Below are 15,728 nucleotides of genomic sequence, written 5' to 3'. Positions count from 1 at the left end.
ACCTGAGGCCGCCGTCCCGTCTGTTCCGCCGTTGCTCACTCGGCGCGCAGCGCCACCACCGGGTCGAGGCGGCCGGCGCGCTGCGCGGGGACGACCCCGAAGACGATGCCGACCACGGCTGACACGCCGAACGCGAGCGCCAGCGACCACCAGGTGATCGCGGCCGGGATCGGCGACAGGGCGTCGACCAGCAGGGCGGTCCCCACGCCCAACGCCATTCCGGTCAACCCACCGATCGTGGTGAGCAGCACCGCTTCCAACAGGAACTGCACCCCGATGTCGCGGGGACGCGCGCCGACCGCCTTGCGCAGACCGATCTCCCGGGTCCGTTCCCGGACGCTGACCAGCATGATGTTGGAGACACCGACGCCGCCGACGAGCAAGGAGATGCCGGCGATGGCGGCCAGTACGCCGGTGAGGACGCCGAGGATGTCGCCGAGCACACCGAGGATCTGCTGCTGGGTGACAGCGCTGAACTCGGTGTCGGGGTGGCGGCGGTTCAGCTCGGCGACGATCCGCTCGCCCAGCTCGTCGATCCGCTCCCGGTCGGGTGCCTTGACCGCGATGCCGTCGACCCGCTGGGTGCCCCAGAGCCGCTGCGCGGCGGTCACCGGCACGTGCACCTCGTCGTCCCGGTCGACGCCGAGGCTCTGCCCCAGCGGCGCGAAGACGCCGATCACCCGGAACCGCACCCCGGCCAGCGCCACCTGCTGGCCGAGCGGGTCCCGGTCGGGGAAGAGCGCGCGGGCGACCGAGTCGCCGAGCACCGCCACGCGTCGGCTGGTGTCCACGTCGGTGCCGGTGAGGTAGCGACCACGGGCCAGGGAGCGGGTGAACACCGCGGGGGTGGTCTCCAGCACCCCCTGCACTGTGGTGAAGTCGGAGCGGTTGCCGGCCCGGGCGGTCGCCCCGGAGGCGACGGTTACCGCCACCCGGTCCGGGTCGCCGACCACCCGGGTGACGGCGTCCACGTCGCGAAGGGTCAGCGGCGACACCACCGGAGCGTTGCCCACCTCGATCCGGCCGGGGACGACCAGCAGCAGGTTGGAGCCGAGGCCCTCGACCTGTTGCTCGACCTTCTGTTTGGTGCCGGTGCCGATGGCCACCAGCAGGACGACCGAGGCCACCCCGATGATCACCCCGAGCATGGTGAGGGCGCTGCGCAGTCGGTTGGCGCGGAGGGCGTCCAGCGCGACCCGCCACGCCTCGGCGACCCTCACGTCGCGCCGCCGGGCGGCTCGATGTCGGGCTGATCAGCAGCGGCCTCGCGCTGCTCGACCTCGCGCGGAAGGCACCCGGTGGCTCCGGCGGCGCCACCGGAGCCACCGGGTGGGTGCCCCGGGCCGCTTCCGGACGCGGACCGGGGCTCCGCGCTGGGAGCGGGGACCAGTGTCGCAGGTCGACCGTGATCGACGGACGGCGGTCGATCATGGGCGGACAGCGGGTCGTCGCTGTCCGCCACGACCACCCCGTCGCGCATGGTGATCCGCCGGCGGGCACGCGCCGCCACCTCCTGGTCGTGGGTGACCATCACCAGCGCCACGCCGGACTCTGCGTTCAACCGCTCCAGCAGCTCCAGCACGGCCGCGCCGGTGACGCTGTCCAGGTTGCCGGTGGGCTCGTCGGCCAGGAGCACTGTCGGCTCGGTGACCAACGCGCGGGCGATCGCCACCCGTTGCTGCTCGCCGCCGGACATCTGGTTGGGCCGGTGGTCCAGCCGGTGCCCGAGGCCGACCCGGCCGAGCACCGCCGCCGCCCGCTCCCGCCGTCGCCGGGCGGACACACCCCGGTAGACCAGCGGCAGCGCCACGTTCTCCACGGCCGACGTACGCGGTAGCAGGTGGAACGCCTGGAAGACGAAACCGATCGTCTCGTTGCGCAGGGTGGCCATCTCCGGTGGGGCCAGGGTGTTGACGTCCCGCCCACCGATCACCAGGCGGCCACCGGTGGGGCGGTCCAACCCGCCGAGGAGGTGCATGAGGGTGGACTTGCCCGAGCCGGACGGGCCGACCAGGGCCACGTAGTCCCCCGGTTGCACGACCAGCGACACCCCGCGTAGCGCCTCGACGGACACCCCGTCGAGTTGGTAGGTCCGGGACACGTCCACCGCCTCGATCGCCGGCGGGGCGCCGGTCACCGCACCTCCTGGCCGTCGCGGACCTGGTCGGTGCCGCGCACCACGATCCGGTCACCCGGTTGGACACCGTTGAGGATCTGCACGAGATCGGACCCCTGGACGCCCACTGTCACCGCCGCCCGCCCGGCCTTGCCGTCGCGGACCACCCAGACCGCGTCGCGGCCGTCGGCGGAGAACACCGCCGAGGCGGGGACGGTCACCGCGTCGGCGGCCTCGCGTACCCGCAGGTGGACTATCGCGTTCATGCCGGGGCGGGGCGTCGGCGCCGGCTCGTTTTCGGCCAGCTTCCCGGCGCCCAGGGCGAGGCGCACCCGGTAGGTGACCCCGCCCTGGGCGGAGTTGGTGGGCAGCACGTCGACCGAGCGGACGGTGGCGTCGTAGCTGGCCCCGGTGACGGCGTCCAACTCGACGGCGGCGGTCACGCCGGCCTTGACCAGCAGCACGTCGGTCTCGTCCACCTCGGCGAGCAGCCCCAACTGCCCGGTGTCCACCACGGTCAGGACCGGTGTCCCGGCGGTGACCCGGCCGCCGACCGCTACCGCGTCGTCGACCCCGGCCGGTGGCCCGCCCTGGCCGGGGGCCAGCACGGACGGGTCGAGGCCGGCGGCCTGGGCACCACCGGCCTGCTCCAACAGCCCGGCGAGACCACCGGTCGGGCTGCCACCGGCCCGAGTGCCACCCGGCTGCACCACGCCGGCGATCGGAGCGCGCAGGGTCAACGCGTCCACTGTCGACTTCGCCAGGTCGTACCCCTGCTGGGCCTGGAGCCGCTGCGCCGCGGAGAGCGCGCCGACGGCGGAGCTCAACCCGTTGATCCCCCGCTGGACGGAGCGCACGGCCTGGTCGGCGCTGCGGGCGGCGGCGGTGTACTGCCGCTTGGCGGCCGTCACCTGGGTCAGCAGCGCGCCGCGCACCTTTGGGTCGGCGATCTTCTCCGCGGCCTCGCGGGCGGCGTCGAACGCCTCGTTCGCGGCCTTGTCCGTGCCGCGTCGGCTGCTGGTCAGGTCACCAGTGGAGACACCCCGGCCGGCGCGCTTCGCCGCGTCCAGGGCCTCCTTCGCCTGCCGGAGCCGCTGCTGGGCGGAGGGCGAGTCGACCACGGCGAGGACCTGACCGCGCTTCACCGACTGGCCGGGCTGGACGGGGAGGCTCGCCAGCGTGCCGTCGGCGGGAGCGGTGAGGGTGGCGGCGGCCCGGGCGGTCACCGTCGCCGGCGCGTCGATCACCTCGCTGACCGGGTTGCGGGCCGCGGACGCCAACGCGAGGTCCGGGGCGTCGTCGCCACAGGAGGCGGCGGTGGTGGCGGTGAGGACGGCGACGGCGGTCAGGGCGACGAGCAGGCGGGGCCGCGTGGTGCCGGCCGGCCGCGGCAACTGGGGGCGGCGCACCCATCGATGGTACGACCGACCGTCACACCGCCGACCAGCCCGTCAGGCGGTGGCGGCGCGGATGTACGCGACGCACTCGTCGTGCAGCGTCGTCCACTTCTCACCGAACGCCTGCTCGGCGGCCACGTCGAGGGTGTCGCGCTCGTGCACCACGGCCTTGAAGAAGGCGAGCAGCCGCTGCGGCCCGTACCTGTCGACGAGGTGTCGGACGGCGAGGTAGCCGACGCCGTAACTGCCGGCGACCCGCTCGGCGGAGGCGTCGGCGGCGGGGTTGACGCCCGCCAACTGACCGTCCCAACCGCCCCGGACCAGTTTGCGCACCTCGGCGATGCCCTCGTACCGGTCGACCGCCTGGCCGCCGGCACCTGCCAATTCGGCCAGCCCCTCCACCAGCCACCAGGTCGTCTTGCCCGGGTAGCCGCGCTCGGGCAACGAAGCGGCGTGCGTCAGCTCGTGCCGGAGCAGGTCGTCGGTGCCGCTGCTGGAGAGCCCTTCGGCGTTGAGCACCACCTCGTGGTGGCCGCCGCCGACTGTCACCGCGTACCCGCCGGTCCACTCCGGGCGGTCGCCGCCGTACCACCGCTGCCACTCGGTGGGACCGGCGTAGAAGATCCGGTAGCGGTCCGGCGGCGACCCGGTCAGCGCGTACCCGTCGGCGACCTTGGCCGCCGCCTCGGCCTGGGTGAGCAGGCCGGGCAGTTTGCCGCGCAAGGCGGGGGTGGTGGCGACGATGGTCCGCGCGCCGACCGCCACGGCCAGATCGCTGATCTCCCACGGTCGGGTGCCGGTCTCCACCGACTTGGATTCCTCAAGCGCGACCAGGCGGGGCTGGTCGCCGTTCTCCCGCCAACGGGTGCCGATCAGCACCGGGCTGGGCCGGCAGTTCGGTGCGACGAAGCAGTACTGGAAACGCACCAGGAGCCGCCACTCCCCCGGCTTGCCGATGACCGGTGCGGGCAGACCGCTCGGTTCGGCCCGCCAGACGGTCACCTTGAGCTCGCGGAGCGCGGCGAAGCGTCGACGCAGGTCACCGTGTGCCGCGGGGTCGGCGACGGCGAGGAACCCGGCGCGGTCCCCACCGAGCAGCGCGGTGGACTGCCGGTTGAGCTGAGTGGTCATCCGGTCGGCGAGCGCTCGGGCCGCCACTGTGGCGGGATCGTCGGCCGTCGAGACGCCGGCTCGGCTGAACGTGGACCGGGCGCCGTTCTCCCGGATCACTCCGACGACGAGCACCGCCGGCACGCCGCAGCCCAGCAGCACGACGACCACCAGGAACACCGTCCACAGCGGCCAGAGCCGCCGTGGTGCCGGCCGTTGCTGCACCCCGTCAGTCACCCGCCGAAGGGTACGACCATTCCCTGAGCGGGGTGAGGCCGCCCCGGGCCGGTCCGTTCAGGCGTCCGTGACCGGCCAGGAGCGGAACGAGATGTCCATGCTGGCAACCAGTTGGTGGTACGAGCGGTCGAGTTCGCGGGGCAGGCCGAAGCCGCCCGCGGCCTCCAGGGCGACGAAGCCGTGCAGGGCGCTGCGCAGGGCACGGGTCGCGTCCACGGCGTCGTCGCCGGTGAGCCCGTACCCGCGCAGCACCGCGAAAATGGCGCCGACCGCCCGCTCGCCCGCCTCGACGTGCTCGGGATCGGTCGGGTCGGGCACCTGCTGGGTCGCCGGGTAGCGGCCCGGGTGCCGGCGGGCGTAGTCGCGGTAGGCGTCGGCCATCGCCCGCAAAGCGTCCCCACCGGAGCGGCCGACGGCGGCGCTGGTCAGCTCGGTGGCCAGCTCGGCGGTGGCCAGCGCGGACAACTTCTGGGCCAGCGCGTCCGCACCCCGCACGTGTTTGTAGAGGCTGGGCAGCGCCACCCCGAGCCGGCTGGCGAGCGCGGCCAGGGTGAGCTGGTGGTAGCCGACCTCGTCGGCCAGCCGGGCTGCCTCCCGCACCACTGTTTGCTGGTTGAGACCGACCCTAGGCACCGGTGCACACCGCCAGGAAGCCGAGCAGCTCGTCGGCCGTGCGCTGCGGCCGGTCGGCGTGCGGGTAGTGGCCGGACTCCTCGATCATCCGGGCCTCGGCGGTGCGGAACAGCCGCCGGGCTGCTCGTGCCTCGGCCCCCGGGTCGGGGAAGTCCGGGTCCTTGGTGCCCATCAGCACCAGCACCGGCTGCCGCACCTGCGGGGCGCGGGCCGTCCAGTGCGGCTCGACCGGCACGATCACACCGCGCATCGCTGCCATCCGGCCGGGCTCGCGCAGGTTGGCCACCATCGACCTGCGGTACGCGGCGTCGTCGGCGGGGCGGTGCACCGGGAACAGCGTCTTGTGGAACATCCCGAACAGTCGAGGGCTGTGCAGCACCGACCACATCGCCATCCGCACCAGCGGGTTGAGCCTGGGCTGACCGACGAACGCGCCGACCTGCACGATGCCGCTGACCAACTCGGGCGCGTCGGTCGCGGCGAAGACCACCGCCGCCGCGCTGGACGAGCTGCCCACCAGCACGGCTGGACCGGCGTCGATGTCACGGACCACGGCCAGCAGGTCCGCGCCGACCTCCGCCGGTGCGTACGTGGGCCAGCCGACGCTGGACTCTCCGTGGCCCCGGACGTCGACCGAGGCGACCCGGTGGCCGGCCGCGACCAGCAGCGGCACCAGGTGCCGGTAGCTCGCCCGGTTCTCTCCCATGCCGTGCGAGAGGACGACCAGAGGGCCCTCGCCGTGCACCTCGTACGCGATGTGGCCGCCGTCGTGGCGAACCTGGCTAGTTGTCATAGCCGTAAAGCTAACCTACTTAGCCAACCTGGTCAAGTCGCACACGCGAACGGGCCGGCGGGACCACAGGGGTCACCGCCGGCCCGTCGACCGAATCCCGGTTACTTCTTGGAGATCAACGCCCGGCCGAAGAAGACCAGGTTGGCCGGGCGCTCGGCGAGCCGGCGCATCAGGTAGCCGTACCACTCGTCGCCGTACGGGACGTAGGTACGAACCGTGTAACCCTCGCCGGCCAGGCGCGCCTGCTCCTCCGGGCGGATGCCGTAGAGCATCTGGAACTCGAAGCGCTCCGGCCCCCGGTCGAACCACCGAGCCCGGTCCTCACCGATGGCGATCATCCGAGGGTCGTGGGTCGCCAGCATCGGGTAACCGTCGCCGGACATCAGGATGTTCATGCACCGCACGTACGACTTGTCCACCTCACGGGCCGACTGGTACGCCACCGACTCCGGCTCCTTGTAGGCGCCCTTGCACAGCCGCACCCGCGACCCGGCGGAGGAGAGCTCCCGGCAGTCCGACTCGGTCCGGCGCAGGTACGCCTGGAGCACCGCGCCCGTCGACGGGAAGTCCTTGCGCAGCCGGCTCAGCACCTCCAGCGTCGAGTCCGTGGTGGTGTGGTCCTCCATGTCCAGGGTGACAGTGGTGCCCGCCGCGTCGGCCGCCGCGCAGATCGCCCGCGCGTTGTCGTACGCCAACTGCTCGTCGAACATCTGGCCGAGCGCGGACAGCTTCACGCTGACCTCGGCCGCCGGGGTGAGCCCGGCGGCGGCGAGCAACTTCAGCAACTTCAGGTACTCGTCACGGGTGGCGGTGGCCTGTTCAGGGGTGACGGTGTCCTCACCGAGGTGGTCGAGGGTGACCGCGAGACCGTCGTCGACGAGCCCGCGGGTCGCGCGCAACGCGTCGTCGGTGGCAGCGCCGGCGACGAACCGGCGAACGACGTCCCGGGTGTACGGGGCGGTCGCGACGAGCCGCTCGACCTGGGATGACCGGGAGGCGGCGAGGATGACGGAACGGAGCATGAGCCGAGCGTAACGCCCCTGCCAGGCCCCCCGCCGAGGGGCGGCCGGGGCTGCGGTGCTGGCGCGCATCGGCTACAACGATGCCGTGGACCAACGCCCCCGCCGCCGGCTCCGGTCGGCCTCCGTGCAGCTCGGCGCGCTCACCGCTCTCGCGCTCGCCCTCTCCGGCTGCAACATGACCTCGGACGACGACGATGACGACGACTGCGCCCTCGGGCCGGTCGGCGGCGGTGACACCGTCGCGCTGGCGATGCGGGTCCCCGACCCGGCCGCCGGTCGCGCCGCGCCGGAGCCGACCACCGCCGCCCTGCCCGACCGCGGCGGGTTCGGCACCCACCTCGCCGCCTGCGGCGGCTGAGATGCGCCGCGAGACCGTCACCCCGCGACCCGACTGGAACACCAGCATCCGGGAGCAGGGCCTGATCTACGTCGACACCGAACTGCCCGACGGCGGGATCATGTCGTACTGGGACGAGACCGCCGCGTACGCCTTCGACCTGGACGAGGTGCTGCGGCTGGAGGAGGCCACCGAGGAGCTGCACCGGATGTCGGTGGCCGCCGCCGAGCACGTGGTGGCCCACCGCCGGTACGCCGAGTTCGGCATCCCGGCCTGGGCGGCCGACGCGGTGGCCCGGTCGCTGCGCGAGGCGCCACCCACCCTCTACGGGCGCTTCGACCTGGCGTACGACGGCACCTGGCCGCCGAAGATGCTGGAGTACAACGCGGACACCCCGACCGCGCTGGTCGAGGCGAGCATCATCCAGTGGTACTGGCTGGAGCAGAGCCGGCCGGAACTGGACCAGTGGAACAGCCTGCACGAGCGGCTGGTCGGCACCTGGGCGAAGATCGGGGCCGGCTTGCACGAGCCCCGGGTGCACGTGCTCTGGTCGAACGAGGAGGAGTCCGGCGAGGACCACATGACCGCCGGTTACCTCGCCGAGACCGCCCGACAGGCCGGCCTTGACGTCACGTTGCAGCCCATCCAGGAGATCGGCTGGGACGGCCGGCGCTTCGTCGACGCCGACGACCAACCGGTCACCACGTGCTTCAAGCTCTACCCGTGGGAGTGGATGCTGGCCGAGCCGTACGGGCCCGCGGCGCTGGCCCCGGGCACCCCGACCACCTGGATCGAGCCGGCCTGGAAACTGCTGCTGTCCAACAAGGCGTTGCTCGCGGTCCTGTGGGAGCTGTACCCCGACCATGAGTACCTGCTCCCGGCCTACCTCGACTCGCCGCGCGGCATGCCGGAGTACGTGGCCAAGCCGCTGCTCGGCCGGGAGGGCGGCTCGGTACGCATCGTCACCGCCGACGAGGAGATCCACAATCCGGGGATCTACGGCGACGAGGGCTGGTGCTACCAGGAGTTCCGGGCGTTGCCGCAGTTCGCCGGCAACCGGGTGGTGCTGGGCAGCTGGATCGTCGACGGCGAGTCGGCAGGGGTCGGGGTGCGGGAGAGCGCCAGCCTGATCACCGACGGCTACGCGCGGTTCCTGCCGCACTACATCGACGCGCCACGCACCCCGTGAGTCGTCTACCGTTGGGGGCGTGAACTTCGACGCGTACGCCCGGACCGGTGTTGACCTGGTCAACGCCCGCCTGGACGACCTCGACGACCTGCGTGCCCTCTTCACCGAGGACCACTCCTGGATGAGCGACGAGGTCGTGGAACGTGATGTGGCGATTTTCCGGCGGGCGCAGAAGCGGCTGCGGGACGTCTTCGAGTACGGCACCTCGGGGCGCGACGCCCAGGCGGTGACCGAGCTGAACGCGCTGCTGGAGGCGTTCCCGGTGCAGCCGCGCATCTCCGGGCACGACTCCAGCGACTGGCACATGCACGTAACCAGCCGGGGCGCGTCGGTCAGCGCGGAATACCTGGCCGGTGCGGCCTGGGGGTTGTCGGTCTGGCTGTGCGAGTACGGCAGCGCCCGCTTCGGGGTCTGCGCCGACGAGCGCTGCGGCAACGTCTACCTGGACACGTCGTCCAACTGCTGCCGGCGGTTCTGCTCCGAGCGCTGCGCCACCCGCTCGCACGTGGCCGCGCACCGGGCCCGCAAGCGGGCGGCAGTCGGTGAGCAGGTGACTGTCGCGCCGCAGCCGACCGGCGGCGTCGACTCGCTCTCGCCGGTCAGCTGACGCCGTAGCCGCCCCCTTCGCGGGCGGACGGGTCAGGCGTCGACCGGGGACGACGCGGTCAGGTGTTGGCGGGCGAACTCCAACGCGGCACGCAGGTCCGCCTCGCGCACCGCGCGGCTCTTCGCGCCCCGGGTGGCGACCTCCACCGCCACCGCCCCGGTGAAGCCCCGTCCGGCCAGTGAGGAGAGCAGCTCACCGCAGGGCTGGGTGCCGCGACCGGGCACCAGGTGCTCGTCGCGTCCCCCGCCGGTGCCGTCACCGAGATGTACGTGCGCCAGCCCGGCGCCCATCCGGTCGGCCATCTCCAGGGGGTCGCTGTGCGAGGCCGCGCAGTGCGAAAGATCCAGGGTGTACGCCGGGTAGCCGGTGTCGGTGGGATCCCATCCGGGGACGTACGGGACGAACTGCCGCCCCGCCATCCGCACCGGGTACATGTTCTCCACGGCGAACCGCAGCCCGGGGAACCGGTCCCCGACGGTGGCCAACCCCTCGGCGAAGTTGCGGGCGTAGTCCCGCTGCCAGGTGAACGGAGGGTGCACCACGACGGTCGGCGCTTCCAACGTCTCGGCCAGCTCTGCGGCCTTGCGCAGCCGCTCCCACGGGTCCGGACTCCACACCCGCTGGGTGACCAGCAGGCAGGGCGCGTGCACCGAGAGCACCGGCACGCCGTAGTGCTCCGACAGGCCGCGCAACGCGCCCGCGTCCTGGCTGACCACGTCGGTCCAGACCATCACCTCGACGCCGTCGTACCCGAGTGCCGCAGCCAGTTGGAACGCCGCCGCGGTCGGCTCGGGAAAGACCGACGAGCTGGACAGGAGCACGGGAACGCGGGAAGTCACATCAGCCAGCGTAGCCCGGTGGTGCTCAGGACATCGTGACGAGAGCCGGCAAACCACCCGAAACCGGATCTCCGATCAGATCGGTTCGAGTTGATCGAGCCGGCGGAGGATGACCCCCTCACGCAGGGCCCACGGGCAGATGTCCAGCGAGTCCATGTCCAGCCGGCGCATCACCGCCTCGGCGACCACCGCGCCGGCCAGCAACTGATGGGCCCGACCGGCGCTGACCCCCTCCAACTCCATGAGCTGAGCCGGTGGGATGTGCCGGATGAACCCGATCACCTGCCGCAACCCGGCGCGGGTCAGGCTGCGCCGCACCCACAGTCCGGCACCGGACGGCGCCGCCCCGGCCAGCCGGGCCAGGGTGCGGAACGTCTTCGAGGTGGCCACCGCCCGGTCCCAGCCGACCTGGGTGATCTGGTCGGCCACCTTGTCCAGCCGACCCTCGACGTACTCCCGGAGCTTCTCGACGGCCTCCGCCGACGGCGGCGCCGCGCTGGCCGGGTCGACCCGCAGCCGCTCCCGGGTCAGCCGGCCGGCACCGAGCGGCAGCGAGATCGCGACGTCCGGGTCCTCGTCGATCCCGGCCGCGATCTCCAGGGAGCCACCGCCGATGTCCAGCACCAGCAGCCGCCCCGCCGACCAGCCGAACCATCGCCGGACAGCCAGGAACGTCATGCGCGCCTCGTCCGCCCCGGAGAGCACCGCCAGGCGTACGCCGGTCTCGTCGCGGACCCGGGCCAGCACGTCGGCCGCGTTCGTGGCGTCACGCACCGCGGACGTGGCGAACGCGATCAGGTCGTCGGCCTCCAACCCGGCGGACGCCGCCTTGGCCATGCCGACGGCCTTGACCAGGCTGTCCGCGCCCGCCTCGGTCAGCGCGCCGTCGGGGCCGATCTGCTCGGCCAGCCGGAGCACCACCTTCTCCGAGTGCGCAGGCCACGGGTGCGCGCCGTGGTGTGCGTCCACCACGAGGAGGTGCACCGTGTTGGATCCGACGTCGAGGACACCCAGTCGCATGATGAAGACCCTAGGCGCAACACGTTTGCGCGGCTCGCCGGCCTGCCGACCGCACCCCGCGTACGCTGGGCCGGGTGACGATGGAGCTCCGTGTGCTGGTGGACGACCCGGGCGATCCCCGTAGCCGCGAGGTGCCACTGGACTTCCCCCGGGAGTGGATCGAGTTCGCCGACCCGGCTGACGAGACGCACCTGATCCGGGCCGACCTGACCTGGCTGCTGTCCCGCTGGACCTGCATCTTCGGCAAGGGCTGCCACGGCATCATCGCCGGCCGCGCCGCCGACGGCTGCTGCTCGCACGGGGCGTTCTTCACCGACTCCGACGACGAGAAGCGCGTCCGCAACGCCGTCAAGCGGCTCACCCCGTCGACCTGGCAGCACTTTCAGCGCGGGTTCAAGAACTGGACCGACGAGGACACCATCGACGGCAAGACCCCGGCCCGCCGCACCGCCACCCAGGGCACCGAGGGTCCGTGCGTGTTCCTCAACGACGCCGACTTCGTCGGTGGCGGTGGCTGCGCCCTGCACGCTCAGGCGTTGCGCGACGGGGTCCACCCGCTGGAATACAAGCCGGACGTCTGCTGGCAACTGCCCATCCGCCGAGATCAGGACTGGGTCAAGCGGCCGGACAACTCCAAGGTCCTGGTCTCGACCCTGTCCGAGTTCGACCGGCGTGGTTGGGGAGCCGGCGGGCACGACCTGGACTGGTGGTGCACCTCCTCGACGGACGCGCACGTCGGCGCCGAGCCGATGTACCTGTCGTACGGGCCGGAACTGACCGCGCTGATCGGCGCTGCCGCGTACGAGCGGCTGGCCGAGCTGTGCGCGGCCCGGACGCGGCAGGGCATGGTCGCCCCGCACCCCGCCGACGAGATCTAGCGGGCCCGGTAGCAACCATGGTGGCTGCGACACTGCCACCTGCCTGGTGAGCGACGCCAGAACAGCCACGGAGGAGCCGGGCACGTCTGACGGGACGCCTTTGGAGCTGAATCGTTTATGACATCGGAAGATGGATGGTCCCGCGGGCCGGGTTGGGGTGGCATCGAGTCGAGGCATGGGCGCTCAAATTCAGCGGGACCAATCGGGGCGAACCGCACACGTGGCGCGGCGCTCTGGGGCGTGTGAACCGCGCCCTGCCGCGCTTGCGGGTTGATCCACTCCGTTTCGCCGATATCGGGGTATCCCGAGCGCTCGGATACCGCGATATCGGCGAACCGGTGTGGATCAAGGCGGTGCTGGTCGTTGGCTGGGGGATTTCGGCAGGTTGGGTGTGCGGCAGCGGGTGCTGGCCGGAGCGGTGGGCTTGTATCCCCCACTACGAACTTGGCTCGATGACGTCGGCTCCACGGACGCCGGCTCCACCGGCGTCGGCTCTCCGACGTCCGCCGGTGATTCGTCTGTGACATCAGCTCCAAAGGAGCACCGACAGACGCCCGTCCCCCACCCCACAGCCCTTCAGCTCTCGAAACCGGCCCGCTGAGTAAGCGCGCACACGCCGAAGGGGGCCTGCGCCGAGCGCAGACCCCCTTCGCGTACGCCGATCACGGCTCGAACTTGTAGCCCAGACCCCGGACGGTAACGATGAAACGAGGCGCGGACGGCTCCGGCTCGATCTTGGAGCGCAGGCGCTTGACGTGCACGTCCAACGTCTTGGTGTCACCGACGTAGTCGGCACCCCAGACCCGGTCGATGAGCTGGCCTCGGGTGAGCACCCGGCCCGCGTTGCGCAGCAGCAACTCCAGCAGCTCGAACTCCTTCAGCGGGAGCTGCACGGCCCCGCCGTCGACGGTCACCACGTGCCGCTCGATGTCCATCCGCACCGGGCCGGCGGCCAGGGTGGGAGCACCCGTCTCGGCCACCTCCGGGCTCTGCCGGCGCAGCACCGCCCGGATCCGGGCGACCAGCTCGCGCGGCGAGTACGGCTTGGTGACGTAGTCGTCGGCGCCGATCTCCAGCCCGACCACCTTGTCGATCTCGCTGTCCCGGGCGGTGACCATGATGATCGGCACGGCCGACCGCTGCCGCAGTTGCCGGCAGACCTCGGTGCCCGACATCTCGGGCAACATCAAGTCGAGCAGCACGATGTCGGCGCCGGTCCGGTCGAACTCGGTGAGGGCGTCGGTCCCGGTCGCGGCGACCGAAACCTCGAAACCCTCCTTACGGAGCATGTACGACAAGGCGTCGGAGAACGACTCCTCGTCCTCGACCACCAGAACGCGGCTCAACGGGGATTTCCTTTCCATTGCTGTCAGACCTGCCGTAGCCCAGCCGGACCGGAGTCGATCCCAACCGGCGGCAGTGTCGCCAGAAGGTCGTCCGGTGGGCTGGCGGGCAGCCGGAGGGTGAACGTCGACCCACCACCAAGAGTGCTCGACACCTCGACCCGTCCGCCATGGTTGCTCGCGATGTGTTTCACGATCGCCAGTCCGAGCCCGGTGCCGCCGGTGGCACGCGAGCGGGCCTGGTCGGCTCGGTAGAACCGCTCGAAGATCCGGTCCACGTCCGTCGGGGCGATGCCGATGCCCTGGTCAGCGACGGCGACCTCGACGTGCTCGTCGTCGCCGCGGAGGGTGACCCGGACCGTGGTGTCCTCGCCCGAGTAGTTGATGGCGTTCTCCACCAGGTTCGCGACCGCCGTGGCGAGTTGGGAGTCGCTGCCGTACGCGGTGAGGCCACGATCACCGTCGACGGTCACCTCGACCCCCCGCGCGGAGGCCGTGGTGCGGGTCCGATCGACCACCTCGGCGATCACCCAGTCCAGCGCGACCGGCTCCGGTGGCGGCTGCGGTTCGGCGCCCTGCAACCGGGTCAGCTCCAGCAACTCCTGCACCAGCCGACCCAGCCGGGTCGACTCGTGCTGGATCCGTTCGGCGAACCGCCGGGCGGCGACCAGGTCCTCGGAGAGGTCGGGTGCTGCGGCGTCGGCTGGCTCGGTCGCGTCCAGCAACGCCTCGGCGAGTAGTTGGAGCGCCCCGATCGGGGTCTTGAGCTCGTGGCTGACGTTGGCCACGAAGTCGCGGCGTACGCGGGTCAGCCGGTGCGACTCGGTCACGTCGACCGCCTCGACGGCGATGAAGCTGTTGCCGATGCCCATCGCCCGTAGGTGCACGCCGAGCGGGTTCTCCCCGGCGCCGTCGCGACCTCGGGGCAGGTCGAGCTCGATCTCGCGCCGCACTCCGGTGCGCCGCACCTGGCCGGCGAGGGTACGGATCAGCGGGTGCGCGGCGATCGAGCCGGGGGTGCTGCCGGTCCGCAGGAGCCCCATCGCGCGGGCAGCCGGATTGATCAGCACGGGGACGTCGTCGTTGTCGAGTACCACGACACCGGCGCGGAGCGAGTCGATCGTCCGGCGGCCGAGCCCGGTCTGCTGCTCGTCGGCTATCGCGGGCCTCCCCCTGCTCCAGCGGGAGCTCACGCTGCCCGTCGACGTGGAGCGACGGTCCCGCGCGGGCAGGAACCGGGGCAGCAGGAAACCGGCGGCCATCCCGGCCACCAACGCCACGGCCACCACGACCGCCACCGCCCACTCCACCCGGCGATCGTAGGGGCATTGTTAACCTGGCTACCACACAGATCGGGACGAACTACCCTCGCTTCCGAAACTGTTCACCCCTGCGTCTGGCGTCGTTCACCGTGGTTCATCCCGGATCCGTCCGCGCGCCCTACCGTTGGCGTCGCACCTGCTCAACCCCCTGCGCCGGCACCCGTCGGCGGGCGACCGACCACAGGACGTGATGATGCGCGACGAGTTCCGGGCCGACCTCCAGATCGTCAGCCAACTGCTGGTGGACATGGCGGAGGGCGTCCGCGCCGCCATGCGCCAGGCCACCCGGGCCCTGCTCACCGCCGACCGGCAGTCCGCCGAGACGGTCATCGAGCGGGACGCCGAGATCGACGACCTCTACCGGCACGTCGAGGAGCGGGTCTGCGACCTGCTCGCCCGACAGGCGCCGGTCGCCTCCGACCTCCGCGCGATGATCACCGCGCTGCACGTGGCCGCTGACCTGGAGCGGATGGGCGACCTGGCCGAGCACGTGGCGAAGACGGCGCTGCGCCGGCACCCCTCGCCCGCCGTCCCGGCCGAGCTGCGGGCGGTCTTCACCGAGATGTCCGAGATCGCCGACCGGATGGCCGTGAAGATCGGCTCAGTGCTGGCGAAGCCCGACGCCGACCTCGCCAGCGAGCTGGACGGTGACGACGACGCCATGGACGAGCTGCACAAGAACCTGTTCGCGGTGCTGCTCGGCGACGACTGGCCGTACGGGGTGGAGACCGCGATCGACGCCACCCTGCTGGGCCGCTTCTACGAGCGCTTCGCCGACCACGCGGTCAACGCCGGCGAGCACGTGGTCTACCTGATCACCGGAGAGAGCAGCCCCACCAGCACCAACTGACGCGAAAAGGAAGGGCCCCCGCGATGCGGGGGCCC

16 protein-coding genes are annotated in these 15,728 nt (G+C 72.1%); 5 read left to right on the top strand and 11 right to left on the bottom strand.

Annotation, left to right across the window (positions count from 1 at the left end):
- Positions 1–35 precede the first annotated feature (35 nt).
- The 7 genes from FHU34_RS04140 to FHU34_RS04110 all read right to left on the bottom strand — a co-directional run bounded on the left by FHU34_RS04140 (position 36) and on the right by FHU34_RS04110 (position 7,308).
- Positions 36–1,220 (bottom strand): ABC transporter permease, encoded by a 1,185-nt coding sequence (locus tag FHU34_RS04140; protein ID WP_145778778.1) that lies wholly within the window; start codon positions 1,218–1,220, stop codon positions 36–38.
- Positions 1,217–2,137 (bottom strand): ABC transporter ATP-binding protein, encoded by a 921-nt coding sequence (locus FHU34_RS04135; protein ID WP_145778777.1) that lies wholly within the window; start codon positions 2,135–2,137, stop codon positions 1,217–1,219. Before FHU34_RS04135 ends, FHU34_RS04140 begins: the two co-directional genes overlap by 4 nt.
- Positions 2,134–3,525, bottom strand: coding sequence for an efflux RND transporter periplasmic adaptor subunit (locus FHU34_RS04130; protein ID WP_145778776.1), 1,392 nt, complete (start codon positions 3,523–3,525; stop codon positions 2,134–2,136). Before FHU34_RS04130 ends, FHU34_RS04135 begins: the two co-directional genes overlap by 4 nt.
- A 42-nt stretch (positions 3,526–3,567) precedes the next feature.
- Positions 3,568–4,860 carry a hypothetical protein gene (locus FHU34_RS04125; RefSeq protein ID WP_145778775.1) on the bottom strand — a complete coding sequence of 431 codons (1,293 nt, stop codon included), beginning with the start codon at positions 4,858–4,860 and terminating at the stop codon, positions 3,568–3,570.
- 57 nt (positions 4,861–4,917) lie between these two features.
- A complete protein-coding gene (locus FHU34_RS04120; protein ID WP_145778774.1) occupies positions 4,918–5,493 on the bottom strand; it encodes a TetR/AcrR family transcriptional regulator in 576 nt (191 codons plus the stop codon).
- Positions 5,486–6,286: an alpha/beta fold hydrolase gene (locus FHU34_RS04115; RefSeq protein WP_145778773.1), complete on the bottom strand. Its 801-nt coding sequence runs from the start codon at positions 6,284–6,286 to the stop codon at positions 5,486–5,488. Before FHU34_RS04115 ends, FHU34_RS04120 begins: the two co-directional genes overlap by 8 nt.
- Before the next feature lie 101 nt (positions 6,287–6,387).
- Positions 6,388–7,308 carry a proline dehydrogenase family protein gene (locus tag FHU34_RS04110; protein WP_145778772.1) on the bottom strand — a complete coding sequence of 307 codons (921 nt, stop codon included), beginning with the start codon at positions 7,306–7,308 and terminating at the stop codon, positions 6,388–6,390.
- A gap of 85 nt (positions 7,309–7,393) precedes the next feature.
- Between FHU34_RS04110 and FHU34_RS04105 the strand changes: the two genes are divergently transcribed.
- Genes FHU34_RS04105 through FHU34_RS04095 form a run of 3 tightly spaced genes read left to right on the top strand, consistent with a single transcriptional unit; the run spans position 7,394 to position 9,441 of the window.
- Positions 7,394–7,666 (top strand): hypothetical protein, encoded by a 273-nt coding sequence (locus tag FHU34_RS04105; protein WP_244311545.1) that lies wholly within the window; start codon positions 7,394–7,396, stop codon positions 7,664–7,666.
- 1 nt (position 7,667) lies between these two features.
- The gene (locus FHU34_RS04100) at positions 7,668–8,834 is read left to right on the top strand and encodes a glutathionylspermidine synthase family protein (protein ID WP_145778771.1); all 1,167 of its coding nucleotides are present in this window, start codon (positions 7,668–7,670) and stop codon (positions 8,832–8,834) included.
- 19 nt (positions 8,835–8,853) lie between these two features.
- Complete coding sequence (locus FHU34_RS04095; RefSeq protein ID WP_145778770.1) at positions 8,854–9,441, top strand: CGNR zinc finger domain-containing protein; 588 nt, start codon at positions 8,854–8,856, stop codon at positions 9,439–9,441.
- Positions 9,442–9,473: 32 nt separating this feature from the next.
- Here the strand turns inward: FHU34_RS04095 and FHU34_RS04090 are convergent, their stop codons facing one another.
- Both FHU34_RS04090 and FHU34_RS04085 read right to left on the bottom strand, forming a co-directional pair.
- Positions 9,474–10,280, bottom strand: coding sequence for a sugar phosphate isomerase/epimerase family protein (locus FHU34_RS04090; protein WP_145778769.1), 807 nt, complete (start codon positions 10,278–10,280; stop codon positions 9,474–9,476).
- A gap of 75 nt (positions 10,281–10,355) precedes the next feature.
- Positions 10,356–11,300, bottom strand: coding sequence for a Ppx/GppA phosphatase family protein (locus tag FHU34_RS04085; RefSeq protein ID WP_145778768.1), 945 nt, complete (start codon positions 11,298–11,300; stop codon positions 10,356–10,358).
- 80 nt (positions 11,301–11,380) lie between these two features.
- Between FHU34_RS04085 and FHU34_RS04080 the strand changes: the two genes are divergently transcribed.
- Entirely contained in the window at positions 11,381–12,178 is a 798-nt protein-coding gene (locus FHU34_RS04080; RefSeq protein WP_145785430.1) for a DUF3109 family protein, read from the top strand.
- Positions 12,179–12,840: 662 nt separating this feature from the next.
- Here FHU34_RS04080 and FHU34_RS04075 read toward each other — a convergent pair.
- Positions 12,841–13,524, bottom strand: coding sequence for a response regulator transcription factor (locus tag FHU34_RS04075; protein WP_110563227.1), 684 nt, complete (start codon positions 13,522–13,524; stop codon positions 12,841–12,843).
- A gap of 23 nt (positions 13,525–13,547) precedes the next feature.
- Positions 13,548–14,831 carry a sensor histidine kinase gene (locus FHU34_RS04070; RefSeq protein ID WP_145778767.1) on the bottom strand — a complete coding sequence of 428 codons (1,284 nt, stop codon included), beginning with the start codon at positions 14,829–14,831 and terminating at the stop codon, positions 13,548–13,550.
- A gap of 205 nt (positions 14,832–15,036) precedes the next feature.
- Here FHU34_RS04070 and phoU point away from each other — a divergent pair, with 205 nt between their 5' ends.
- A complete protein-coding gene (gene phoU, locus FHU34_RS04065) occupies positions 15,037–15,693 on the top strand; it encodes a phosphate signaling complex protein PhoU (protein WP_145778766.1) in 657 nt (218 codons plus the stop codon).
- Positions 15,694–15,728 lie beyond the last annotated feature (35 nt).

This window comes from Micromonospora taraxaci (assembly GCF_007830095.1).
Classification (GTDB): domain Bacteria; phylum Actinomycetota; class Actinomycetes; order Mycobacteriales; family Micromonosporaceae; genus Micromonospora; species Micromonospora taraxaci.
Note: the sequence above shows the minus strand (reverse complement) of the source record. Positions and strands in the feature narration are given on the sequence as shown.

Coding starts and splice junctions, on each gene's coding strand:
- FHU34_RS04115 (WP_145778773.1), bottom strand. CDS start 6,286: ATGACAACTAGCCAGGTTCGCCACGACGGCGGCCACATCGCGTACGAG.
- FHU34_RS04110 (WP_145778772.1), bottom strand. CDS start 7,308: ATGCTCCGTTCCGTCATCCTCGCCGCCTCCCGGTCATCCCAGGTCGAG.
- FHU34_RS04100 (WP_145778771.1), top strand. CDS start 7,668: ATGCGCCGCGAGACCGTCACCCCGCGACCCGACTGGAACACCAGCATC.
- FHU34_RS04085 (WP_145778768.1), bottom strand. CDS start 11,300: ATGCGACTGGGTGTCCTCGACGTCGGATCCAACACGGTGCACCTCCTC.
- FHU34_RS04080 (WP_145785430.1), top strand. CDS start 11,381: ATGGAGCTCCGTGTGCTGGTGGACGACCCGGGCGATCCCCGTAGCCGC.
- phoU (WP_145778766.1), top strand. CDS start 15,037: ATGCGCGACGAGTTCCGGGCCGACCTCCAGATCGTCAGCCAACTGCTG.